26 protein-coding genes are annotated in these 21,999 nt (G+C 46.6%); 18 read left to right on the forward strand and 8 right to left on the reverse strand.

Features of this window, described 5'->3' with window-relative positions:
* Positions 1–12 precede the first annotated feature (12 nt).
* Positions 13–1,431: a S41 family peptidase gene (locus DF182_RS13465; protein ID WP_113616117.1), complete on the reverse strand. Its 1,419-nt coding sequence runs from the start codon at positions 1,429–1,431 to the stop codon at positions 13–15.
* Positions 1,432–1,480: 49 nt separating this feature from the next.
* A complete protein-coding gene (locus tag DF182_RS13470) occupies positions 1,481–2,116 on the reverse strand; it encodes a DUF922 domain-containing protein (protein ID WP_113616118.1) in 636 nt (211 codons plus the stop codon).
* Between the two features lie 190 nt (positions 2,117–2,306).
* On the opposite strand from DF182_RS13470, the gene paaA reads away from it, so the two are divergent.
* The 5 genes from paaA (at position 2,307) to nadD (ending at position 5,686) form a co-directional block, all read left to right on the forward strand.
* Positions 2,307–3,305: a 1,2-phenylacetyl-CoA epoxidase subunit PaaA gene (paaA, locus tag DF182_RS13475; protein ID WP_113616119.1), complete on the forward strand. Its 999-nt coding sequence runs from the start codon at positions 2,307–2,309 to the stop codon at positions 3,303–3,305.
* Between the two features lie 87 nt (positions 3,306–3,392).
* Entirely contained in the window at positions 3,393–3,761 is a 369-nt protein-coding gene (locus tag DF182_RS13480; RefSeq protein ID WP_113616120.1) for a 1,2-phenylacetyl-CoA epoxidase subunit B, read from the forward strand.
* Positions 3,758–4,522 carry a 1,2-phenylacetyl-CoA epoxidase subunit PaaC gene (gene paaC, locus DF182_RS13485; protein WP_113616121.1) on the forward strand — a complete coding sequence of 255 codons (765 nt, stop codon included), beginning with the start codon at positions 3,758–3,760 and terminating at the stop codon, positions 4,520–4,522. Before DF182_RS13480 ends, paaC begins: the two co-directional genes overlap by 4 nt.
* A gap of 1 nt (position 4,523) precedes the next feature.
* Positions 4,524–5,024 (forward strand): 1,2-phenylacetyl-CoA epoxidase subunit PaaD, encoded by a 501-nt coding sequence (gene paaD / locus DF182_RS13490; protein ID WP_113616122.1) that lies wholly within the window; start codon positions 4,524–4,526, stop codon positions 5,022–5,024.
* Between the two features lie 92 nt (positions 5,025–5,116).
* The gene (gene nadD / locus DF182_RS13495; protein ID WP_113616123.1) at positions 5,117–5,686 is read left to right on the forward strand and encodes a nicotinate (nicotinamide) nucleotide adenylyltransferase; all 570 of its coding nucleotides are present in this window, start codon (positions 5,117–5,119) and stop codon (positions 5,684–5,686) included.
* A 1-nt stretch (position 5,687) separates the two neighbouring features.
* Here nadD and DF182_RS13500 read toward each other — a convergent pair whose 3' ends face one another.
* Complete coding sequence (locus DF182_RS13500) at positions 5,688–6,743, reverse strand: AI-2E family transporter (protein WP_113616124.1); 1,056 nt, start codon at positions 6,741–6,743, stop codon at positions 5,688–5,690.
* 211 nt (positions 6,744–6,954) lie between these two features.
* On the opposite strand from DF182_RS13500, the gene DF182_RS13505 reads away from it, so the two are divergent.
* Genes DF182_RS13505 through DF182_RS13515 form a run of 3 tightly spaced genes read left to right on the forward strand, consistent with a single transcriptional unit; the run spans position 6,955 to position 8,013 of the window.
* Positions 6,955–7,149: a YtxH domain-containing protein gene (locus DF182_RS13505; RefSeq protein WP_113616125.1), complete on the forward strand. Its 195-nt coding sequence runs from the start codon at positions 6,955–6,957 to the stop codon at positions 7,147–7,149.
* A 27-nt stretch (positions 7,150–7,176) separates the two neighbouring features.
* The gene (locus DF182_RS13510; protein ID WP_113616126.1) at positions 7,177–7,641 is read left to right on the forward strand and encodes a hypothetical protein; all 465 of its coding nucleotides are present in this window, start codon (positions 7,177–7,179) and stop codon (positions 7,639–7,641) included.
* Positions 7,642–7,659: 18 nt separating this feature from the next.
* A complete protein-coding gene (locus tag DF182_RS13515; protein WP_113616127.1) occupies positions 7,660–8,013 on the forward strand; it encodes a hypothetical protein in 354 nt (117 codons plus the stop codon).
* A 163-nt stretch (positions 8,014–8,176) separates the two neighbouring features.
* Here the strand turns inward: DF182_RS13515 and DF182_RS13520 are convergent, their stop codons facing one another.
* Positions 8,177–9,202 carry an SPASM domain-containing protein gene (locus DF182_RS13520; protein ID WP_113616128.1) on the reverse strand — a complete coding sequence of 342 codons (1,026 nt, stop codon included), beginning with the start codon at positions 9,200–9,202 and terminating at the stop codon, positions 8,177–8,179.
* A gap of 128 nt (positions 9,203–9,330) precedes the next feature.
* Here DF182_RS13520 and DF182_RS13525 point away from each other — a divergent pair, with 128 nt between their 5' ends.
* A complete protein-coding gene (locus tag DF182_RS13525; protein WP_245957435.1) occupies positions 9,331–10,083 on the forward strand; it encodes a glycoside hydrolase family 25 protein in 753 nt (250 codons plus the stop codon).
* Between the two features lie 20 nt (positions 10,084–10,103).
* Entirely contained in the window at positions 10,104–10,394 is a 291-nt protein-coding gene (locus tag DF182_RS13530) for a hypothetical protein (RefSeq protein ID WP_147243432.1), read from the forward strand.
* On the opposite strand, the gene DF182_RS13535 is transcribed toward DF182_RS13530, so the two are convergent.
* Entirely contained in the window at positions 10,395–11,018 is a 624-nt protein-coding gene (locus DF182_RS13535) for a CAP domain-containing protein (RefSeq protein ID WP_211327104.1), read from the reverse strand.
* Between the two features lie 659 nt (positions 11,019–11,677).
* Positions 11,678–12,115 (reverse strand): YybH family protein, encoded by a 438-nt coding sequence (locus tag DF182_RS13545; protein WP_113616132.1) that lies wholly within the window; start codon positions 12,113–12,115, stop codon positions 11,678–11,680.
* A gap of 117 nt (positions 12,116–12,232) precedes the next feature.
* Between DF182_RS13545 and DF182_RS13550 the strand changes: the two genes are divergently transcribed.
* The 4 genes from DF182_RS13550 (at position 12,233) to rmuC (ending at position 16,927) form a co-directional block, all read left to right on the forward strand.
* A complete protein-coding gene (locus DF182_RS13550) occupies positions 12,233–13,423 on the forward strand; it encodes a DegT/DnrJ/EryC1/StrS family aminotransferase (RefSeq protein WP_113616884.1) in 1,191 nt (396 codons plus the stop codon).
* 69 nt (positions 13,424–13,492) lie between these two features.
* Positions 13,493–14,218, forward strand: coding sequence for a 3-deoxy-manno-octulosonate cytidylyltransferase (gene kdsB, locus DF182_RS13555; protein ID WP_113616133.1), 726 nt, complete (start codon positions 13,493–13,495; stop codon positions 14,216–14,218).
* Between the two features lie 21 nt (positions 14,219–14,239).
* Positions 14,240–15,316 carry an iron-containing alcohol dehydrogenase family protein gene (locus DF182_RS13560; protein ID WP_113616134.1) on the forward strand — a complete coding sequence of 359 codons (1,077 nt, stop codon included), beginning with the start codon at positions 14,240–14,242 and terminating at the stop codon, positions 15,314–15,316.
* 141 nt (positions 15,317–15,457) lie between these two features.
* Positions 15,458–16,927 (forward strand): DNA recombination protein RmuC, encoded by a 1,470-nt coding sequence (rmuC, locus tag DF182_RS13565; protein ID WP_113616135.1) that lies wholly within the window; start codon positions 15,458–15,460, stop codon positions 16,925–16,927.
* A gap of 72 nt (positions 16,928–16,999) precedes the next feature.
* Here rmuC and DF182_RS13570 read toward each other — a convergent pair whose 3' ends face one another.
* The gene (locus tag DF182_RS13570) at positions 17,000–18,184 is read right to left on the reverse strand and encodes an MFS transporter (RefSeq protein ID WP_113616136.1); all 1,185 of its coding nucleotides are present in this window, start codon (positions 18,182–18,184) and stop codon (positions 17,000–17,002) included.
* Between the two features lie 175 nt (positions 18,185–18,359).
* Here DF182_RS13570 and DF182_RS13575 point away from each other — a divergent pair, with 175 nt between their 5' ends.
* The 4 genes from DF182_RS13575 (at position 18,360) to DF182_RS13590 (ending at position 21,707) form a co-directional block, all read left to right on the forward strand.
* A complete protein-coding gene (locus DF182_RS13575; protein ID WP_113616137.1) occupies positions 18,360–18,830 on the forward strand; it encodes a Dps family protein in 471 nt (156 codons plus the stop codon).
* A gap of 92 nt (positions 18,831–18,922) precedes the next feature.
* The gene (locus tag DF182_RS13580; RefSeq protein ID WP_113616138.1) at positions 18,923–19,669 is read left to right on the forward strand and encodes an NYN domain-containing protein; all 747 of its coding nucleotides are present in this window, start codon (positions 18,923–18,925) and stop codon (positions 19,667–19,669) included.
* A gap of 4 nt (positions 19,670–19,673) precedes the next feature.
* Positions 19,674–20,216: an O-acetyl-ADP-ribose deacetylase gene (locus tag DF182_RS13585; RefSeq protein ID WP_113616139.1), complete on the forward strand. Its 543-nt coding sequence runs from the start codon at positions 19,674–19,676 to the stop codon at positions 20,214–20,216.
* A 111-nt stretch (positions 20,217–20,327) separates the two neighbouring features.
* Positions 20,328–21,707: a TlpA disulfide reductase family protein gene (locus tag DF182_RS13590; RefSeq protein WP_113616140.1), complete on the forward strand. Its 1,380-nt coding sequence runs from the start codon at positions 20,328–20,330 to the stop codon at positions 21,705–21,707.
* 86 nt (positions 21,708–21,793) lie between these two features.
* Here the strand turns inward: DF182_RS13590 and DF182_RS32330 are convergent, their stop codons facing one another.
* The gene (locus DF182_RS32330; protein WP_211327105.1) at positions 21,794–21,937 is read right to left on the reverse strand and encodes a hypothetical protein; all 144 of its coding nucleotides are present in this window, start codon (positions 21,935–21,937) and stop codon (positions 21,794–21,796) included.
* Positions 21,938–21,999 lie beyond the last annotated feature (62 nt).

A 21,999-nucleotide genomic window follows, 5' to 3' on the forward strand; every position in this document is an offset into this window, starting at 1 on the left:
ATTTATAATATGCTAGTTTCTGTTTGTCTGTATCATGCCCTGGAAGCGGTCTATACCTTGATGTATAACAGCCTTCCGGGTGGTGGTAACGTTGGCAACCCTGCCCAGCTGGCTAACCGGGATGCCCATATCGGTAAGGGCTGTACGAAGCATCGGATCATTAAAGCTGCCCCAGTTGTTGGTATAATCATCTGTTACGGTGATATTCGGAGCAATACCATCGAAATAACTGCCTTCACCGTTAGCATTAAATGTCTGGAAACAAACGGCATACATATCATACTGCCCGAAGGGGATGTTGATAAAACCTACTGGTTTGCCGTAAGTGGTGGTACCAATCAGGCGCGGCTGCATCGTCGGCTTCAGCACATTGTACAACAGCTCGCTGGCGGAAACGGTGCTATAGGTGACCAGGAAGCTCAGATTAGTGAGTGCAAGGGAACCTTGTTTCTTAAATGAAGTCGTTTTATAGGTAGTAGATTCCTGCCGGAAGATGTCGTACCAATACCTTGTAGGGTAGTAGGGAAGCGCTTTCATGTTCCGGAAGATATAGCTGTATTGATTGGTGTTGACATTGTTGTTGAAGGACTGTGTATACATCACCGTGTTATTGGCGTTGGCTGGTGCCAGATTGTTGGCGAGATACTCAGCTGTTTCCAGCAGTCCGCCGCCGTTGTAGCGGAGGTCCATGATCATGCGGGTTACGCCGGCCTGTGAAAAGGCGTTGAACAGGGAATCGAACTTTGGTTTTACATCGTTGAGTGCAACGAAGTTGTTAAAAACAATATAGCCGACTTTTGTCCCATTGAAGTTGAAGGTGTTGGCGTACAGGATGGGATTCAGCGAATAGTTGGCAGGAGCGAGCGTAAGGTTTTGGGTGTTGTTGCCAGGCTTGAGAAAAGTATAAGCGGAATTGGTAGAGAAGGCAATATTGAGCAGGTTATCGGTGGCCTGTCCTACCTGAAAACTGGAGATACCATTTACGCTGGTAAGCTGCCACCCGCGCTTGATTCCGGCTTTGTCTGCCGGTGAACCAGGATACACATATATAACAAACAGTGTGGAATCAGTCTGATAGCCTACTTCAAAGCCTACGTTACCAACCTGGCCTTCCTGAAGGGCCCGCGAAGTGGTGCCATCATCCAGAAAGCTGTATTTATCCAGTGCTTTTCCGGAGGTATTGTTTTTCTTTATTTTGGTGAGGGCGCTGAACATATCCTGAGGTTTCGCATAACTTTCTGGTTTGAAAGTAGCGGAATCGGGGATCACATCCGTCCACAGGTAGATGTCTTTAAAGGCGGCGAAAATACTATCGTTGATATTGGGCCAGACCCGCTGAGTATCAGTGCGGTCATTTTTTTTGCAGGAGGATAGGATCGCGGCAAATAAAAAGCAGGTGATCAGCCACCTGAACGGTTGATTTGGTTGCATATGACAAATTTAGCATAACTGCATAGAATAAACGAGTATCAACCTTGAACTATTGCGGACCAGCGTTACCAAAGAGGTCAAACCCGAGTTCTTCCGGCATTACACCTTTGTTTTTGAGGCCCAGGACAATTTTGTCTCGCCAGTGGACTTGCGCGGCCATATCAGTACCATGGTGAGTTTCGCGGTCAAAGGCGTACTGCATGCGGTTCATTTCCTGGAAAGATTGAAGATACTGATATTGTATAACGCTATCATAGTCGTCCCGGTTCAATGCTGTTTGACGGAGTTTTTGTTTGAATCTTTCCACCACCAGACGGGTGATGTCAAAATGCAGCTGTTCATGCATCAGCGCATAGTTTTCCCTGGCATCATCTCTTACCCAGGAAGCGCTTTTTATAAAAAATACCTGCATGATGAGCTTGATCCTCAGGGTATCGTGAACGAGGTTGCTGCTGCCTTCATAGGAAAAGCTGGTGTATGATACCGCGGCGCTGGCACCGGCAGGGGATGGTTTGCCCAGGAAATCATCCCAGCGGAGTTTACGTGCAGGGGAATAAAAAAGAGTATCTGTTGTTTTTTTATCGGTTTCTTCCCGGTCTTCAATCGTCAGCTGGATGGCTGTTATTTTAGTGGGAGGAGCGGGAAGGGTGCGCACTTTCATCTGCCCGAAGGGCAGAAAAAACATACATAATATATGTAAAAAAGATGGCATACTTTAACTACAACGAGACTAAAATTAGGAAAATGACTGGCTGCCTGTTGCACAGACGGAAAATTTGTAAATACTATAACATTTGGCCTGTGTTTTAACAATCATTTTTCTGCCGGAAACGGGCTTTTTTCCGTAATTTACTTCCAACCAAAACAATCGCACTATGTACGGCGGCGGATATATTTTCGATGAACCAAACGGAAAACAGCTGCGGGAAGAACAACAGCACGATGACCCGGAAAAGCTGGAAGCTTTTGAAGAAAGGATCAGCAGAGGTGAGAAGATAGAGCCCGGTGACTGGATGCCGGCTGAATATCGCAGACAGCTCATCCGTTTGATAGAACAACATGCTCATTCTGAAGTGATTGGCGCTCTGCCGGAAGGCACCTGGATCACCCGTGCGCCCGGATTCAAGCGCAAACTGGCCCTCATTGCCAAAGTACAGGATGAGATCGGCCATGGGCAGCTGCTCTATAATGCAGCCGAAACGCTCGGCAAATCCAGGGAAGCCATGATCAATGACCTGCTCAGCGGCAAATCCAAATATTCCAATGTATTTAACTATCCCGCCAAAACATGGGCGGATGTTACAGTAATCGGTTTTCTTATCGATGCTGCAGCGATCGTTAACCAGGTGGCTAATGCCAAAGGTTCCTACGGGCCCTATTGCCGGGCACTGGAACGCATCTGCTACGAAGAGAGTTTTCACCTCAAACAAGGGCACGACGCCTTTATAGAACTGGCTACTGGCACTCCGGCACAGAAAACAATGCTGCAGGACGCACTCAACCGCTGGTGGCAGCCCATCATGCATTTCTTCGGCCCTCCCGACAAAACCTCCCAGCATAGCGAAAAGCTGATGATGTGGAAAGTGAAAATGGCGAGCAATGACGAAATGCGCAACCAGTTCCTTGATACCTATGTTCCTAAGATATTGGAACTGGGACTTACCCTGCCGGACCCACTGCTGCGCAAAAATCCGGACACCAGCCGCTGGGAATATACCGATCCCGACTGGGATGAGTTCTTCCGGGTGATCAACGGTGGTGGCCCCTGCAATGAAGAACGCCTGCAGGTAAGGAAATGGGCGGAAGAACATGGCCGCTGGGTACGCAAGGCATTAATGAACCCGTCAGAACGGCACGCACTGCCGGTTGCTTAAATTCGTATATACCTGCACGTTATATCCTGTTGGCATAATGTGCCGTCAGGAAGTTATTCCATTTAATAAAAACCAATCAGTAAATTCATGTCTAACGAGTCTTTAGATCCGCGCGTAAACAGGCTGAAACTGGATGACGCCGGAACAGTGATCAGGGTGGAAGAAGGAGAGAACTGGAATGTATATGAAGTGTTTCATCAGGAAAAAAGAGGCGCCCATCACGAGCATGTAGGATGTGTACATGCGCCCGATCCGCAGCTGGCGCTGGTATTTGCCAAGGAACAGTTTGCCCGCCGAAAAAAATGTGTCAACCTCTGGGTAGTTAGAAGTGCCGATATTCTTGCTTTTGATGTGGAAGATGAAGATATGTTTGCCAACAACCTGGAAAAAAATTATCGTGATGCCAGTGGTTTTAAAGTGATGGAAAAGATCAACAAATTCAAACAGTCCAAATGATCAACAACGCAGCATTAACAGACCTTATAGTAAAGATGGCAGACGATGAACTGATACAAGGTCATCGTAATTCTGAATGGACCGGCCTGGGCCCCATGATGGAAGAAGACATCGCCTTCTCCTCCATGGCACAGGATAAGATTGGCCATGCCTGGGCATTATACCGCATCCTCCACGAAAATCTGGAAGGTGAAGATCCCGATCGCTTCGCTTTTGTGCGCCCCGAAAGTGCATTTAAATGTTCCCACCTCGTGGAGATGCCTAATGGCGCATACGACTTCAGCCTGATAAGACATTTTTTATTCGACCATGCAGAAACCGTACGTTATGAAAGCCTGCGGGACAGCAGCTTTGAGCCGTTTCAGCAACTCAGCAAAAAACTGAAGGGAGAACTGAAATATCATACGCTGCACGCCAATGCTTTTATCATGCAGCTGAGCAGGGCCAATGAAGAAAGTTATGCACGGATGCAAACTGCACTCAACGAAACGATTGCGCTGGCAGCCGGTATCTTCGAGCCAGCGGCCGTTTATGAAGACTTACTCATAGATGAAAAAGTATATCCCGGTGAAAAAGAGCTGTACCATCGTTGGCTGGACCGCATTTACCCGATCCTGGTAAAAGCGTCACTCAATCTGCCTGATATGGACAGTATCACACCTGAATTCGGCGGTAGAAAAGGTTTTCATACCACCCACCTGGGCCCGCTGCTGAAAGAAATGGGAGAAGTGTTTAATCTGGACACGGAGGCCAGTTGGTAATATGATGATGTCACCAGTAATTTCTCAGGAAGATATATATCGCACACTGGAACAGGTGATGGACCCTGAAATACCCGTGCTGAGCGTGATAGACCTTGGTATGATCACAGACGTGGAGGTAACAGGCCCCAACAGTGCACATATCAAGATGGTTCCTACGTTTGCAGCCTGTCCTGCGATCAGCTATATCAAAGACAATATACGGACGGTAGTGGAAAACGCTCTTGGGATAGCCGTTACCGTAGAAATAGACAAACAGGTGCACTGGGAAAGCAATCGCATGACCGCTGCTGCCAAAGAAAAGCTGAAGAACTTCGGCATAGCCCCACCACAGACTGTAGAAGGGGAGATGCAGCCGGAAATAATGCTTAACACACCCTGCCCGCATTGCGGTAGTGAGCATACCTATCTCCGTTCTCCTTTCGGCTCTACACTTTGTCGCGCTATCCATTATTGTAAGTCATGTGGCCAGGTGTTTGAACAATTCAAGCCACTGGAGTAAGCGCGCTTTACAGGTTACAGTAATGGCTCTCGCAGGAAATGCCTATTTTTACACGTATTATTACTGGCCATTGGCAAATTATACGATGAAACATGAGAATAGGTTTGTATTTCGGGTCTTTTAATCCTATACACACAGGGCATTTGATCATTGCCAATTATGTAGCATACAATACTGACCTGGATAAAGTATGGTTTGTGGTTTCCCCGCAGAACCCACTGAAACCTTCCTCTGCTTTGCTGAATGAGCATGACCGTTTCCATCTGGTGGAACTGGCCATCAAAGATGAGCCAAGGCTGCGCGCCAGCAATATTGAGTTCTCCCTGCCACGGCCATCCTTTACGGTGGACACGCTGACTTATATGGGAGAAAAATTTCCGACGCAGGAATTTGCGATCATTATGGGCAGCGACAGCTTTCAGAATCTGCCGCGGTGGAAGAACTATACACAGATCGTCAACAATTACCCGATCTATGTATATCGTCGTCCGGGGCATGAGATTACAGAGACTTACGGTGCAAAGGTGGAAATACTGGAAGCACCCATGCTCGACATCTCCGCTACTGATATCCGCAAATGGATCAAGGAAGGGAAATCTGTCCGGTACATGGTGCCCGACAATGTGATCAACTATATTCAGGACAATAACTACTTCCGCTGATTTACATAGCCTCGCGGTGAGGCTGCCCTCTTTTGTGACGGTCCCTTCTTTTTACCAGGTATTCGTTGGAGTATATTTCCAGCAGCAGGATAAACATGGAAATAAGCAGGGGACCGAATATCAGACCGATGAAGCCGAAGAGGCTCACGCCAATGATAGCGCCGAAAATGGTGATCAGCGGATGCACATTGGCAATCTTTTTGGCCAGCAGGAAACGGGCTATATTATCAGACGTACCCACCACACCAAAACCATATACCAACACAGCAATTCCCTGCCAGGTACTGCCTGCCACCAGCAAATACACGCCCATCGGTACATATACGGCGGCAGCCCCAATCACCGGCAGCATCGAGGTAAAGCAGGTGACCACAAACCAGAATAGCGGTTGTGGAACACCAAAAACCAGATACCCGATCAAAGACACCACTCCCTGAACAACCGCTATCAGCGGTATACCCAGCGCATTGGCAAATACCAGCGTATTAAATTCCTTCCCCAGTCTTTCCACATTTTCATCTTTCAATGGAATATATTCATATAGGTTCTCTTCCATCTTCCGTCCGTTGACCAGCATAAAGTACAGGATAAAGTACATAATGGCGATCGCCGTGAGCGTATTGAACGTAGCACCCAGAAACCCCGGCAGGAAAGCAGTGAGCCCTTTCTGTATCCTTTGCAGTTGTTCGGTTGAAAGCAGGTCTATCCCGATTTCCTGATGCAGTTTTTCGTTGACCTCCCGCGCTTTGGTGATCAGCTCTGCAGAGTGGCTGGCAGCATAAGCCACCTTAGAGGAGAGCAGATTGACCAGCGCTCCTATCGGGAGCAGGATGATCAGGAAAGAGGCCGTCATCAGAAGAGCAGCGGCCAGGTTTTTTTTCCATTTACGCACTTCCACCAAACGGAACATCCACTTACGACAAATCACATAAAGGGTAATGGCGCCCAGGAATCCGGGGAATAACCCATACAGCTCCATGAACAGGAGAATCGCCAGGAAAAGAATCAGTAAGAGAAAACCAATTTGTTTGAGTCGGTCGTTGTCCAGGTAGCTCATAGTACATAATATCGGATAATTAATCGGTACGGGCAAAAAGCGAACCAGTACAGCTGGCTGGCGATGACTAAACAAAACAAGGTACTGCTTGTTCTTAAACCGGAATTTTAGGGGAAAGTTTTATACATTATTCATTTATGGAATGGTGTTTGTGAACCTTTATGTACAAAAAAATGAAAACTTTATTCTCTCATCTTAAAAAACCTATTTTATGAGTAAGAGTTCCAAAGCTGTTGTTTCTTTCATCGTAGGTGCGGCCGTAGGCGTTGCCGTAGGGTATTTCCTCAATTCTGATAAAAAAGATGAGCTGGTGGAAAAGCTGAAAGGCCAGACCGACAGACTGAAAGCAAAATGGAGAAGTAGGAAAGACCAATTACAGGACGAGTTGGAAAATGAGTTAGCGTAATCCCTTTGGAAGAATAAAAAACATTGCATGGAAGATAATTTCGGCAACTATTTTAACCAAACGGGCAAGGTAGCCAAAGAGTATCTGGAAACCAGGCTGGACCTGCTTAAGCTCCAGGCAGCAGGAAAGCTATCGAAAGCACTGGGATTGTTTTTCTCCGTGACGATGGCTTTCCTGTTGTTTTTTTTCGTGATTGTATTTCTCGGAATGGTAGTAGGTTTCTGGATTGGTGAAATGACAGGTAGCTTTACCATTGGCTTTTCCTGTGCAGCGGGATTGTTTATACTCTTGTTTGTAGCGATCCTGTTGTTCCGTAAACAGCTGATACAGAAGCCCCTGACCAGGTTACTGCTGTCTGAATTGGTAGAAGAAATAGTGCATCGTGATGAACAGTCCGGTCATCTGCATAATCAGCCCGGATATGATCACAAAGATGATATGTATGGGCATGTGCCTAATGAAGAAGCTACTGAAAACACCTCAAGAGGATAACATGAAAAATGTTTACACATGCGGAAGGTAAAAGTCACCACGCAGGAAGACCTTGACCGGGAAATCGCCCGTTTACAGATGCGGACCAAAAAGCTGGAACAGGACCTGGGCCGGCGGGCAGACTATTTCAAGCACAATTATAAAAAAATGGCGCTGAATGCAGTTATCCCCGGTAGCGGCAGACATAGCGGAGTATTGAATATTGCTGCCAACGTGGCCAAAGTAGCCTGGAGCAGTGGTAAGTTCAAAAATTTTGCTACTGGTGCCCTGATGACGGTATTGGAGTTTATCGGTGTACAGCTGGGTATGAACCTTTTCAATAAGGTGAGCAACCGCCACAAACGGAAAAGGGCGCAGAAGACAGCGGAGTAGTTGTACATACCAGCTGAAAAAACAGTGTAGGCGTACACATTATCCTTATATCCGTTCTTCTTTCATCGGACCGCTTTTTCATATTGAACAGCGCAGCTGCCTATTAAATAAAAACCCGTTGGAAAATAAATCCAACGGGCAGTATAGTTTATGATATCATCTGCTAGCCCCAAACTTTGGTGCCTTCGCTGCAATTGGCGCAGATGTCAATGTTTTTTCTTGTTTGCAGGATCTGACTACGGAAATGGATATACTCTTTATTATGCCACAAGGCCTTAAAAGATTCTTTTTTAAGGTCGCCGAGTCGGTGCTGGGCGTCCTTATCGAAACAACAAGGTACTACCAATCCATCCCAGGTGACAACAGGAGAATGCCATAGACGCCAGCAATGGTTGCCCAGCTTATTTTTGATGGCATAGGTGCCATCTTCGTTGCGATGGTATCGTGAATATTTGTCGATGGTAGGAATAAGGCGGTTGCCTTCTTCATAATCATATACCTGGGCAGTCTTAAACCTTACCTGGTCCACACCGATTTCTTTTGCCAGTTTTTTGATTTCTTCTATCTGATGTTCGTTGGGTTTTACCACAAGGAACTGGAAGAACACAAAGGGTTTGGTAGATTTAAGTTCCTTTTTCCATTTCACGATATTTTTGGCGCCCTGTATTACCTTGTCTAGCTGTCCGCCTACCCGGTACTGCGTGTATACGTCCTGGGTAGTGCCGTCGATGGAGATGATCAGCCTGTCGAGTCCACTTTCAACGGTTTTTTTAGCGTTGGCATCTGTCAGGTAGTGGGCATTGGTGGAAGTGGCGGTATAGATACCTTTGGACGAGGCATACTTCACCATGTCCAGGAAGCCGGTGTTGAGGTAGGGTTCTCCCTGAAAATAAAAAATGAGGTATAATAATTCTTTGGATATCTCATCGATGGTTTTCCGGAAGAAGTCCTGTTCCAGCATACCGGTGGGACGGGTAAAAGCCCGGAGGCCACTGGGACATTCGGGGCATCTCAGGTTACAGGAAGTGGTGGGCTCAAAGGAGATGGATATAGGATATCCCCATTGTACCGGTTTATTGGTCCACTTACTTATAAAGTAGCTACCCAGCACTTTCCCGGCGTTCCAGGCCCGGCGGAAAGTGAATTTGGAAGCGAGATTCAGGGTGTCATTCAGGTTAAAATCGGGCATATAAAAATCTCTTGACCTATGTAAAAGTAGCTTCTTTAAACAAATTATAGCCTATACTTGCTATAAAAAAGGTCTGCAGCATGATAGCAGCATCCCTTTCCCGATTCCCTGCAACTAACTGAAACAACGTGAAAAGTACCTGGACCCGCTTATTATGGACATTATTGGTAATTGTGCTGGCCCTGACGGGCTACTTTTGGTTGCACAGCCGTAGAGAAAGGATATCATTTGTAAGATACGAGGAATTTGGCATTGACATGCCAGTCAATTATAAGATCCATGGGATCGATGTGTCGAAGTTTCAGAAAGACATCAACTGGCATGCGGTGAAGCAAATGCAGGTGGACAAAATTCGTATATCCTTTACCTTTATTAAAGCTACAGAAGGCATCACCCGACAGGACGCTTCATTCAAACAAAACTGGGACCGTGCAGGCAAGGCCGGATTGATCAGAGGAGCGTATCACTTTTTTTATAGTACCCGGGACCCGCTCAAACAGGCAATCAATTTTCAGAATGTAGTAGACCTGCAGTCAGGAGATCTGCCACCGGTGCTGGATATAGAAACAAGCAACAATCAGCCTGCTGCTGTTATCCGCAGTACTGCTAAAATATGGCTGGAAGAGATGGAAAAAGCCTACAAGGTAAAGCCCATCATCTACACCAATATTCACTTCTACGAAACGTATCTTGGCAGTGAGTTTGATGAATATCCCCTATGGATAGCGCATTATTATCAGAAGGAGCGGCCGGCGTCTCAAAGGTCCTGGCTCTTCTGGCAGCACAGCGATATCGGCAGGGTGAACGGTATCAGAACGACCGTTGATTTTAACGTATTTAAAGGAGATAGCACCGATCTGGCAAAACTGTGCATACCTTAGCAATGTTGAACAACCCTTATATGACCGAAGAAACGGAAATAGAAGAATCGGAAAGACCCCCAGAGGAGGACCCGAACAAACTGGACAGAGACCTTTTCTGGTTTCTCATAAAGATCATGCGTACCATATTTGTCGGGCTTTTCTGGATGTTTATCAATGTTTTCCTGGGTCTGTACCTGGGATTTGGTGTTCCGGAGGAATCCACTCCGCGCAGAATGTTTTTTTTCTACACCTGGTTTGGTGTGTCGTTGTTAGCATACCTCTATATGATATGGCGTTTCTGGCGTAAGAAGATGGATGCTCCCCGTTAACTACCTTTTTCTGGCGAGGTCCATAGTCCAGTAATTACCGGAGCGGCCAATACCAATATCTTTAAAGTCGGCAGTCATAATGTTTTTACAGTGACCGGGGCTATTGATCCAGCCCTGGATAACGGCCTGTTCATTCATATAGCCATTGGCTATATTTTCCCCGTAAGTATTCCACTGATATCCTGTAGCGGTAATACGGGTGCCTGGTGTAGAGCCGTCGGCGCCGGTATGGCTGAAATAGTTTTTAGTGTTCATGTCTACACTGAAGTTGTAGGCTGCTTTCTCGAGCTGGTCGTTCCATGCGAGCGGGCCTACGGGTGGCATCTGTACGCCGCCACAGTTACAGCCTTTACTACGTACATCGTTTACCAGGTTGAGCAATGTGGCGCGGTCAATATTGTTGCCTGCTACGCCTGAGCTGGTGCCGCCGGTACCTGGGTTAGTGGTGCCAGGGTTGGTCGTGCCTGGATTAGTTCCGGTGCCTGGATTTGGATTTGCTTTGGAGGTATCCGCAGCGGGTGTGCCAGTGTTCGGTTTGTTGGCTGGCGTCGTTGAAGAGTCCGCCGCGTGTGGATTGAGAAGGCCTGAATCTTTTGAACAACCCATAAAAATCGCTACAGTCATACATACACAAAAAGTCGCACAAATAAATTTCCCTGTCATAACCAGTTAAAAATTAAAAAAATGAATAAATGAATAGATACAGGCTCTAAACAGGACAAGGATTAAAACTATAGTGGTTTCAGGGATGTGATTAAAACTACACAGCGGTAGTTCAGAGGTTATGGGTTAGAATCAGTACAAGAAAAATCTTGAGGTCACGAAGATAATGGCTTGCTCCGAAAAAAAGAGATTGTTTTTGTAAACTGAATGTTAACGACTGGCATCTTCTTATCCATGGCGGGTTGTAGGGAACTTTTCCCACTCACATACGGCATATGGGGAGCTTGTGCCCCGTATCCAGTCCGCTATTGGGGCAAAACAGGCGGTTTTCTGTCTGGAATAGTGTTTGTCAGATTAATAGTGAAGGCGATGCTAAACCTTCATCCCGGCACTTTTTCAGGGTACCGGGATAGTAGTAAAGCGAATTTAGCCCAGGGCTTCAGCCCTGGGAGAGAAATAAGAAAAAGTCCTAACGTGATGAATATAATTTTCCATATCCGGTGAAGACCCGAACGTTTTTTATTGTAAGAAGATAACAGCTTATTATTTAGTTTCTTCTTTAATGTTGTGGTGTATAGCGGCCATCCTACTCTTAGGATGGTTTTTTTTGTGATGAAAGATCAGCTGCTATGGTCTGCAATGATTTTCCATTCTCCTTTTATTTTGCGCAGGGTAAGGCTGAAGTGACCCTGAAGATCGCCGATGCTCCGCTGGAGGTGCCATTTACCTACCACCAGGTATAGGTCTGGTGCCAGACGTTTGAATTCCAGCAGTTTAAAATCGAGTTTACCCATGGCAGTAGTATCCGGGTAGGATTTTTTGTATCGGTCGAGTGTGGCCTGCCAGCCATAGGTGACGCCGTTTTTGCCGATGAAAAGCAGTGAGTCGGAATGCCAGTAGGGTTGCATAAAAGCGGTCACATCGCCACGGTTCCAGGCGCTGGTTTGGTCCGCCATCAGGGCTTCAATCTTCTGCTGGTCGTTCTGTTGGGCAGCAGCATAATGGGATGGCAGCAAAACAAAACTGCCTATCATGATCAGGAACAGTATAAAACGCATGTTGAATTTTTAGCAAAAGATAAATAGTTTTTACGATGTAACGCAACACTGATTATAGTAACTTTGCAGCACTATTTTGACATCACTTTCAATTTATATTTTAAAAATCAACAGCTTATGCCCGGATACGAACTATTTGGCGCCGAAGAAAGAAAAGAAGTAAACGATGTACTGGAAACAGGGATCATGATGCGTTACGGATTTGATGGTCCGCGTAAAGGCATCTGGAAAGCAAAAGAGCTCGAACAGGCTATTTGCGATAAACTGAACGTACAATACACACAGCTTGCTTCCAGCGGTACAGCCGCACTGACTACGGCGATGGCAGCCCTCGGATTGGGCGCCGGCGACGAAATCATCATGCCTACCTTTACATTTGTTGCCAGCTTTGAATCTGTATTCTCCGTTGGTGCCACCCCGGTGCTGGTAGATGTTGATGATACCCTTACCCTGGACCCTAAAGCGGTAGAAGCAGCCATCACCCCTCGTACCAAAGCAGTGATGCCGGTACATATGTGCGGTGCGATGGCCGACCTCGACGCATTACAGGCCATCTGTAAAAAACACAACCTGCTGCTGCTGGAAGATGCCTGCCAGTCTTTCGGTGCTACCTATAAAGGCAAAGCGCTCGGCTCTATCGGTGATGCCGGTACTTTCTCCTTCGACTTCGTAAAAACAATTACCTGCGCTGAAGGTGGTGCTATTATCACCAACAACAAAGACGTTTATATCAAATGTGACGGATACACCGACCACGGCCACGACCACCTGGGTGTTGACCGCGGAGCCGACCTGCATCCGTTTATCGGCTACAACTACCGTATCTCCGAACTGCATGCTGCAGTAGGATTGGCCCAGGTTCGCAAACTGGACCACTTCCTGGCTATCCAGCGGAAAACAAAGAAAATCTTCAAAGATGCGCTGTCCACCGTTCCTGGCGTGACTTTCCGTCGCCTGCCTGACGAAGCCGGAGACAGTGCCACTTTCCTTTCTTTCTTCCTGCCGGAGAAAGAGCAGGCCAGAAACGCCGCTGCAGCTATGAAAGCCGCCGGACTGCCTGCATTCTACTATTACGACAACAACTGGCACTATATCCGTCAATGGGACCACTTCAAAAACGGAGATGTGCTGACACCGTTTGCTCCAGGACTGAAACAGGCAATGGAGATCTATAAAACCAAACAGTTCCCTGCATCAGACGAAATAATCGGCAGGAACATTTCTACCCCTATCAACCTGGCCTGGAGCGATGCCGAAGTACAGGAAAGGGCAGAAAAACTGGTAAAAGCTGTAAAAAGCGCATTATAATATTTCACGCAAAGGCGCATTACAGCGCCTTTGCTGCTCTTTGCACCTTTGCGTGACCAAACCGCGAACATGAAGAAAATAGCGTTGATACCTGCCCGTTATGGCGCTACCCGTTTCCCGGGCAAAATGATGGCCGAACTGGGCGGTAAAACAGTCATCCTGCGTACCTACGAATCTGCCGTTAATACCGGCGTATTCGACGAGGTACTGGTGGTGACCGACAGTGACCTGATATACAATGAGATTGTCAGCAATGGTGGCAAGGCGGTCATGAGCAAAAAGGAACACGAATGCGGTACCGATCGTATAGCCGAAGCTGCAGAAGACATGGACGCTGATATTGTGGTGAATGTGCAGGGTGATGAACCCTTCACCCAGAAAGAACCACTGGAGAAACTGCTGAAAGTGTTTGAAGGGGAAGAAGGCAAAAAAGTACAGGTGGCTTCGCTGATGCAGGAATTGCACGATGAAGCGTCTATAGCAGACCCGAACTATGTGAAAGTGGCGGTAGACAAACAATTCAACGCATTGTTCTTCTCCCGTTCCGTGATCCCGTATCCGCGCAACAAAGACATTAAAACTACCTATTACGAACATATCGGCATTTATGCTTTCCGCAAGCAGACCCTGCTTGACTTTACAAAGCTGGAGCCTACACCGCTGGAACTGGCAGAAAAGGTTGAATGTCTGCGCTACCTGGAAAACGGTATTCCCATGAAGATGGTGTCCACTTCCTATATGGGTGTGGAAATAGATACTCCCGAAGACCTGGAGAAGGCAGCCAAATTTTTGTAAACATCTAACTAAAACGGATATATGAAATTCAGGAATTTTAAAATGGTGGACTACGTAGTTTACGGCAGCGGATGTTTTGATCAGCTGGGCGAAATACTGGCCCCCAGGCGTAAAGGCGATGCTCCCATGATATTTTTCGTGGATGAGTATTTCCAGGACAAACAAGCGTTTCTGTCCCGTATTCCTTTGCAGGGCAAAGATAAAGTAGTGGTGATTGATGTAACCTACGAACCCAAAACCGTTACAGTTGATAAAATACGTGATGAACTGAAAGCTGAATTTGGAGAAGTATCCGGTATTATCGGTATTGGTGGCGGCTCTGTAATGGATATGGCCAAAGCAGTAGCGCTGATGATGACCAACCCCGGTTCTTCTGCAGATTACCAGGGCTGGGACCTGGTGAAATTCCCGGGCGTATACAAAGTAGGTATACCTACGATCTCCGGTACCGGTGCTGAAGTTAGCCGTACCTGCGTATTGACCGGTCCTACCCGCAAACTGGGTATGAACTCCGACTTTACGCCGTTTGACCAGATCGTACTGGATCCTTCACTGACCCAAACTGTAGAGCCTAATCAACGGTTTTATACAGCGATGGACTGTTTTATCCACTGCGTGGAATCGCTGACAGGCACTTATCTCAATGCTTTCAGCCAGTCTTATGGTGAAAAAGCGCAGGAGCTGTGCGAAGAAATTTTTCTGGAGAAAGATACCTGGGACGATGACTGTGATGAGAAACTGATGATGGCTTCCTACGCCGGCGGTATGAGTATTGCTTATTCCCAGGTAGGGGTGGCACACGCCGTAAGTTACGGACTGGCCTATCTGTTGGGCACCAAACACGGTATCGGCAACTGTATTGTGTTTGACAAACTGGAAGAGTTTTATCCTGACGGTGTAAAGAAATTCAAGGAAATGGTGAAAAAGCACAACATTGACATCCCGCAGGGTATCACCAAAGGGTTGACAGATGAGCAGTTTGACACTATGATCAATGTTTCTTTAGGCATGGCCCCGCTGTGGGAAAATGCACTGGGTAAAGACTGGAAGGAAATCATGACCCGTGAGCGCCTGAGAAAACTGTACGAGCGTTTGTAAGGTTTTACAGGATGAAAATATAACAAAAGGGGCTGATCAGGTAATGGTCAGTCCCTTTTTATTCGGGGACTGGTGCCAGCTTCCCTGAGCTCTTTTTTATAACGCAGATCTAATGCGTAGTCAAAAACGATATTGCTTATTATGAATGTGATCTTGTTGATATTATTGATTGTCATAGGGATAGCATCAGCGGTGCTAGGGTTTTTGTATTATACGGCCCGGAACCAGCAACAGGCCCTGCAGTCAGCAGTGGCCCAGCAGCAGGAACGCAACAGTCAGCTGGAAGCAAAGCAGGGTTATCTGCAGAATATGCTGGACGACAAACAGTTGGCAGTCCGTGAAAAACAGGAACAACTGGAACGGCTAAACGAAGAATTTGCTTCGCTGATGGCCGAACAGGGACGGCTGATGGAGCAGAATAAATATCTGCAGCAACAGCTGCAGGGCGAAAAAGATCGGTTACAACAGATGCACCAGGATTTCAAACTGCAGTTTGAGAACACTGCTCAGCAGCTGTTACAGCGTATATCCGGCACATTTATGCAGCAGAACCAGGTAAAAATGGACGATCTGCTGAAGCCGCTGGCTGAAAAAATCGATAATTTCAGAAGCAGCGTACAGCAATCACTTGTGGCGGAAACCAGCCAGCGGGCAGAGTTGAAAACAGAACTGCAGCGGTTACTGCAACTGAATCAGACCCTTTCAAAAGAGGCCAACAACCTGACAAAAGCGTTGAAAGCCGACACCAAAAAACAAGGCAACTGGGGAGAAATGATCCTCGAAAAAGTGCTGGAAGCTTCCGGCCTGGAAAAAGGAATTCATTATGTTACCCAGGATGCGCAGCGGGATGAAACAGGGCAACTGAGAATGCCCGACCTGGTATTACAACTGCCTGAAAACAGACAGCTGGTCATCGATTCCAAAGTGTCCCTCAAGGCATATGAGCAGTATTGCAGTGCAACTGAAGAAGCAGAACGGCAGCAGGCGCTGAAACAGCATGTGCAGTCTGTGAAGAACCATATAAATGAACTAAGCAGAAAAGCCTATCATACACTGTATAACAATACCACCGATTTTGTGATGTTGTTTATTCCGATAGAACCAGCCTATGCGCTGGCTATTATGCAGCAGGAGGAAGATTTGTATGACTTTGCCTTCCGTCGTAAGGTTATTCTGGTGAGTGTGCCTTCACTGCTGGCAACCCTGCGCATCATCGATGCCATGTGGCGGCTGGATAACCAGAATAAAAACGCAGAAGAAATTGTACGCCAGGGCAGTGCGCTCTACGACAAGTTTGTAGGCTTCGCAGAAGATATGGGATTGATCGGTGAACACCTGAAACGTAGTCAGAACGTGTATGAAAATGCCATGAACAAACTGAGCACCGGCCATGGAAATCTGGTGGGAAGGGCTGAGCGCATGCGACGTCTGGGGCTGGATAACAAAAAGAATCTGCCGCGCCAGATGACGATGGAAGTGGATTCGGCTACAACGGAAGAAGCGTCCATACCACCTGCTGTAACGGATGAAATACCTGTACCTGCAATCACAGTGCAGCATCCGGCACAGTCACCCGATGGCGCTATACAGGAAAGATCTCAGGGAGATTAATGTAAGCTGCACCAACTGATGTTTCCGGAATGAAGAAATAAAGCGGAACATTAAGTAGTGACTGTAAATGGATCAATATTCTCTGGTCACCATGGCCGGCTTCTTATAAAAGAAGGAGAGGTAAATGGTGGCCAGTAGCGTAATACCAGCAAACAGATAGAAGGTGGCCGGGAAATGAGATGCATTGTTGTTATAAACAAAGGCAGAGAAATAGGCTCCCAGTCCTATACCGGCTTCCATAGCGATATACATGCTGGCCAGCGCCCGGCCGCGGTGTTCCGGCTGACCAAGATCGATAGTCCAGGCGGTAATAGCCGGAGCATTAAGCCCTACTGAGATGCCATATACAACAGCGGCAGCCATCAGCAGGGTAGAGGAGGTGGCAAGGCCCATCATCAGCATGGAAGCGGCCATCAGTAAAGCAGAAATCTTCAACACCGGCACACGGCCATAACGGTCGGATACCTTACCGGCCAGCAAACGGATACCGATAGAACTGGCAGTGAAAAAGGTAAAGAAAAGGCCCTTGTTGTTAATACCCAGGAATGCACTGAAGTCAGGGATGATAGTTAACATCGCTCCATAACTGAAATATGTCAGGAAACAGATGATCACTGGCGACCATACCAGTGGCTCGAATATTTCTTCTCCCTTGATTTTCAACAAAGAAAACCGGAAAGATTGTTTGTTGGCCAGTGTTTCCTTCATACCAATCAATATCACTACAGATAAAAGGGCAAATACAGCTGACAGCTGAAACATCACATTGATATTCCACCTTACTGCCATATATCCGCCAATGGCGGGACCCAGCGCCATACCAATAGTGCTGGCCAGTCCTACCATGCCCATGGCTTCACCACGGCGGTTGTAGGGAATGATATCGGAAACATAGGCAGAAGTACCCGTAGGTTTGAAACCAGTGGAAAAACCATGGAAAAAACGGAGTAGCAGAAATGCCCCAACAGAGCTGACAAGTGGGTAAAGCAAGCTACAAACAACGCAAACCAGCGAACCGAAAATCATCACCGGCACCCGCCCGATCGTATCGGTAAGCTTGCCGCTGAATGGACGTGACAAGCCAGCCATCAGTGTAAACAAACCAATAATATATCCTTTGTAATCTGCTCCCCCCATATTGCTCAGATAGGCGGGTAGCTCAGGGATCATCATATTAAAGCTGGCAGAAAATAGTGCATTACTCAGGCATAAGAGAATGAAATGCAGGGTGTAGATTTTTCCGGGAGACTGGTCCATGCACGCAAAATTAACAACTATGGTACAATTTTCGCAAATATGTTGGCCTAATGATCAAACCCGAACAAAAGAGCCTATGTACCTGTTTATTATACCGGTTGTTAATTTATGATAAACATCATCATAGCCCGTCTGAAGAAATCGTACATTTATTTAAACCAAAAAAATTCAAGATATGAAAATCGAAATTGGTATTACAGCAGATCATGCAAAGAAAATAGCATTAGAGTTGAATAAAGTGTTAGCGGATGAATTACTGGTTTATGCAAAAACACGCAATTGCCACTGGAATATTGAAGGACCTAATTTCATGGAAATGCACAAGTTCTATGAAGATCAATATGAAGAACTGGAAGAAATTGCGGATGAAGTGGCAGAATATATCCGTCAGGTGGGCCACTATGCGGAAGGCCGTTATGCTGATGTGTTGAAACTTACCAACCTGCTTGAATCTGAATATTCCAACGATCAGAAAAAACAGTTACAGGAATTACTGGACGATCACGAAACCATCATCCGTAACATGCGCAGACTGATTGATGAATTCGATGAAAAATATAAAGACAAAGGCGCCAGCGACTTTGCAACACAACTGCTGCAGAAACACCTCAAACTGGCATGGATGATTCGTTCCTATCTCAAATAGTAATATTTATGAATCTGGCTATTTGATGAACTGATTACTTATATTCAATCCATCAAATAACCAGATTCCTAAATACACCCAAAGTATTCCACATGGACAATATAAACGATCTCCGCCTCGCAGTACTGATAGATGCCGACAATATACCTTACCACAATATCAAGGGGATGCTGGAAGAAGTAGCCAAATACGGTAACCCCACCTTCAAAAGGATTTACGGAGACTGGACAAAGCCCACCGTTGTAGGCTGGAAAGGTGTTTTACTGGACTATGCTATCACCCCTATCCAACAGTACAGTTATACTTCCGGAAAAAATGCCACCGACTCAGCCATGATTATCGATGCGATGGATATCCTGTATACAGGAAGGGTAGATGGTTTCTGCCTCGTATCCAGTGACAGTGATTTCACCAGACTGGCCACCAGACTACGGGAAGCCGGTATGCGTGTCATCGGTATGGGCGAGCGGAAAACCCCCAGTGCCTTTCGTGCTGCCTGCGATAAATTTATCTATCTGGAGATATTACAGATAAGAGAAAAGAAAACAGAACCCGGCAAACCCAAATCCAGCAAGGAAAAGCCGAAAGGAATCAGCAAGGCCGACAAAGAACTGATAGACCTGTTGTCTACCAGTATCAACGATATCGCTGATGAAGATGGATGGGCCTACCTCGGTGAACTGGGTAACCTGTTACTGAAAAAACAACCAGACTTCGACGCCCGTAACTACGGCTTTAACAAGCTGGTACAGCTGATAAAAAGTTTTCCTAATTTCGAAATTGATATCAGGGAAAGCGGTAAAAAAACCGGTAAACTGGTATATGTAAGAACAGTATAACGTTATGGCATATAGGAAAATCCGGATCTTCAAAGGAGATATTACCAAGATGGAAACGATGGCTATTGTGAATGCTGCCAACTCCTCTCTGATGGGTGGTGGTGGCGTGGATGGTGCTATCCACAGGGCCGGTGGTCCTGCTATCCTGGAAGACTGCAGAGCAATTGTAGCTCGTCAGGGTGGCTGTAAAACCGGAGAAGCCGTTATTACCACCGGTGGCCGCTTGCCGGCAAAATATGTGATCCATACAGTAGGTCCGGTATGGAATGGGGGCAACCGTAACGAACAGCAGCTGCTGGCCAATTGTTACTTACATTCGCTGCAGCTGGCGTCCCGACATCATGTTAACTCCATTGCTTTTCCGAATATCAGCACCGGGATTTATCACTTCCCGAAAGACCTGGCTGCCAGCATTGCCATGGAGACCATCGTCCGCTTTCTTGAAGAGGATAACGTTATAGAAGAAGTGGTACTTGTATGTTTTGACGATGAAAATTACCAGTTAGCCCAGCATTACTACAACCAGTACATACGCCCTGAAGAATGATTCATAACGGTTTTGGGCCGCTGAAAAAATTGTCTGTCCCATCTTCATTGCCTTTTCTATATTTGGGGCACAACGATTATAATCGAAAACCAAAACCAAACCACCATTAAAATGAATCAATTTAACGCAAGCAGACTGCTGCCGTTGGTAGCCTGCGTGGCATTGACTGCCCGTGCAGTTGCAGGACCGGCACCTGTTCCCTCTCTCGCCGTTATTCAGGGCCAGGCCCCTGAAAAAGCAAAAAAAATAACACTGTATGCAGTAGATGAAGGCCGCAAAACAGAGATCGCCAATGCAGTAGTGAATGCACAACATGCCTTTGCCTTTGCGGTACCTGCTCCTAAGGAGGGTTTTTATTACCTCTCCGCAGGAGACCGTGGCGGAGATACCCGTATCTATGTGAAATCAGGCGACCAGCTGAAACTGAAGATGGACAACGGGGCTTACATAGTGGAATCCGGATCAGCAGAAAACAAACAACTGCAACAATGGAATGACCAGCTGCGCGTGATCTCCAAACCCGCCGGCCTGGGCGACACTTCCTCCTATGTCTCCTTTTTTCCGAAGCTCGAAGCTTTTGTGCCTAAAGTAGCCAGTCTGAAAAAAACGGTGAACACACCCAACAAAAAATTCAATGAGCTACTGCAATACACCATGGATGTGGATGTAGAATATGCAGCCCTTCTGTTTCTGATGACGCCGCGTTCCAAACACCCTGAGCACAGCCAGTATCCGGCCTACTATCAGCAGGTAGTGCAGAACAAAAAGTTCTGTGACAGCAAACTGCTGGCAAATGGTGAGGCTGCGGGCATTCTGCGTTTATACGCGATGTTTACTCATATGATGGCAAAAGAGAAGCCCAAAACATTTCCTTCTCTGGAACAAATGTCCGGTCTTTTCTGTAACGATACCATCAAAGGGCTGTTTATTACAGAAAGCCTGGGTGGCTACAGAACTTTTGAGACCCTTACAGAAGCGGTAGCACCGGTTAAGAAATACCTGGTCACTGACGGCCAGATGCAGCGTTATCTGGCGGCAGAAAAGGCTGTACGCAAATTTGCTACCGGAGAGGTTGGCTTTAACTTCACCGGTGAAGATATGAGCGGTAAAAAGGTGGCTTTCAACGATCTGAAAGGAAAAGTAGTGGTAGTAGATGTATGGGCTACCTGGTGCGGACCTTGTAAAGCAGAGCTGCCTTACCTGCAGCAACTGGAAGAGGAAATGGCAGGTAAAAACGTCACTTTCGTTGGGTTCTCTGTAGATGAAGAAAAGGACAAAGAGAAATGGGCGGCTTTCGTGAAAAAACAGGAAATGAAAGGAGTACAACTCTTCGGCGCAGGCTGGAGCGACATCACCAAGTTTTACGATATCAAAGGGATTCCCCGTTTTATGGTGTTTGACCAGAAAGGTAATATCGTAACGATTGATGCACCCCGTCCGTCTACACCGGAGCTGAAAGCACTGATAGAAAAGACCCTCAGCAATGGCTGATCAGGTATAAAGACATGAGTAACAAAGAAAAAGGCTTCCTCAATGGAAGCCTTTTCTTCTATAATGCGATGTGAAAAAACAGGGGATTAGAGTTTTGCGTATTTAGCCCATGCATAAATGAACATCAGCGCAAAAACAACGATGGCAACCGGTGCCAGAAAATGACCAATGCTGTCGCCTACTTTGTAAAAGTTGGTGGTCTGTACTACTGTTAAAAGATTCATCAACATTGTATAATGATTTTGTTTATTTCCAGGGTGCAAATTAAAACTTTCGGGTTAAATTCCCAATC

It is taken from the genome of Chitinophaga flava (assembly GCF_003308995.1).
GTDB lineage: Bacteria > Bacteroidota > Bacteroidia > Chitinophagales > Chitinophagaceae > Chitinophaga > Chitinophaga flava.

Coding starts and splice junctions, on each gene's coding strand:
- DF182_RS13500 (WP_113616124.1), bottom strand. CDS start 6,743: ATGAGCTACCTGGACAACGACCGACTCAAACAAATTGGTTTTCTCTTA.
- DF182_RS13480 (WP_113616120.1), top strand. CDS start 3,393: ATGTCTAACGAGTCTTTAGATCCGCGCGTAAACAGGCTGAAACTGGAT.
- rmuC (WP_113616135.1), top strand. CDS start 15,458: ATGAATGTGATCTTGTTGATATTATTGATTGTCATAGGGATAGCATCA.
- DF182_RS13530 (WP_147243432.1), top strand. CDS start 10,104: ATGACCGAAGAAACGGAAATAGAAGAATCGGAAAGACCCCCAGAGGAG.
- DF182_RS13505 (WP_113616125.1), top strand. CDS start 6,955: ATGAGTAAGAGTTCCAAAGCTGTTGTTTCTTTCATCGTAGGTGCGGCC.
- DF182_RS13585 (WP_113616139.1), top strand. CDS start 19,674: ATGGCATATAGGAAAATCCGGATCTTCAAAGGAGATATTACCAAGATG.
- paaC (WP_113616121.1), top strand. CDS start 3,758: ATGATCAACAACGCAGCATTAACAGACCTTATAGTAAAGATGGCAGAC.
- DF182_RS13470 (WP_113616118.1), bottom strand. CDS start 2,116: ATGTTTTTTCTGCCCTTCGGGCAGATGAAAGTGCGCACCCTTCCCGCT.
- DF182_RS13545 (WP_113616132.1), bottom strand. CDS start 12,115: ATGCGTTTTATACTGTTCCTGATCATGATAGGCAGTTTTGTTTTGCTG.
- DF182_RS13580 (WP_113616138.1), top strand. CDS start 18,923: ATGGACAATATAAACGATCTCCGCCTCGCAGTACTGATAGATGCCGAC.
- DF182_RS13550 (WP_113616884.1), top strand. CDS start 12,233: ATGCCCGGATACGAACTATTTGGCGCCGAAGAAAGAAAAGAAGTAAAC.
- DF182_RS13560 (WP_113616134.1), top strand. CDS start 14,240: ATGAAATTCAGGAATTTTAAAATGGTGGACTACGTAGTTTACGGCAGC.
- DF182_RS13520 (WP_113616128.1), bottom strand. CDS start 9,202: ATGCCCGATTTTAACCTGAATGACACCCTGAATCTCGCTTCCAAATTC.
- DF182_RS13465 (WP_113616117.1), bottom strand. CDS start 1,431: ATGCAACCAAATCAACCGTTCAGGTGGCTGATCACCTGCTTTTTATTT.
- DF182_RS13590 (WP_113616140.1), top strand. CDS start 20,328: ATGAATCAATTTAACGCAAGCAGACTGCTGCCGTTGGTAGCCTGCGTG.
- DF182_RS13535 (WP_211327104.1), bottom strand. CDS start 11,018: ATGACTGTAGCGATTTTTATGGGTTGTTCAAAAGATTCAGGCCTTCTC.
- DF182_RS13515 (WP_113616127.1), top strand. CDS start 7,660: ATGCGGAAGGTAAAAGTCACCACGCAGGAAGACCTTGACCGGGAAATC.
- paaA (WP_113616119.1), top strand. CDS start 2,307: ATGTACGGCGGCGGATATATTTTCGATGAACCAAACGGAAAACAGCTG.
- DF182_RS13510 (WP_113616126.1), top strand. CDS start 7,177: ATGGAAGATAATTTCGGCAACTATTTTAACCAAACGGGCAAGGTAGCC.
- DF182_RS13570 (WP_113616136.1), bottom strand. CDS start 18,184: ATGGACCAGTCTCCCGGAAAAATCTACACCCTGCATTTCATTCTCTTA.
- DF182_RS13575 (WP_113616137.1), top strand. CDS start 18,360: ATGAAAATCGAAATTGGTATTACAGCAGATCATGCAAAGAAAATAGCA.
- DF182_RS32330 (WP_211327105.1), bottom strand. CDS start 21,937: ATGTTGATGAATCTTTTAACAGTAGTACAGACCACCAACTTTTACAAA.
- kdsB (WP_113616133.1), top strand. CDS start 13,493: ATGAAGAAAATAGCGTTGATACCTGCCCGTTATGGCGCTACCCGTTTC.
- paaD (WP_113616122.1), top strand. CDS start 4,524: ATGATGATGTCACCAGTAATTTCTCAGGAAGATATATATCGCACACTG.
- nadD (WP_113616123.1), top strand. CDS start 5,117: ATGAGAATAGGTTTGTATTTCGGGTCTTTTAATCCTATACACACAGGG.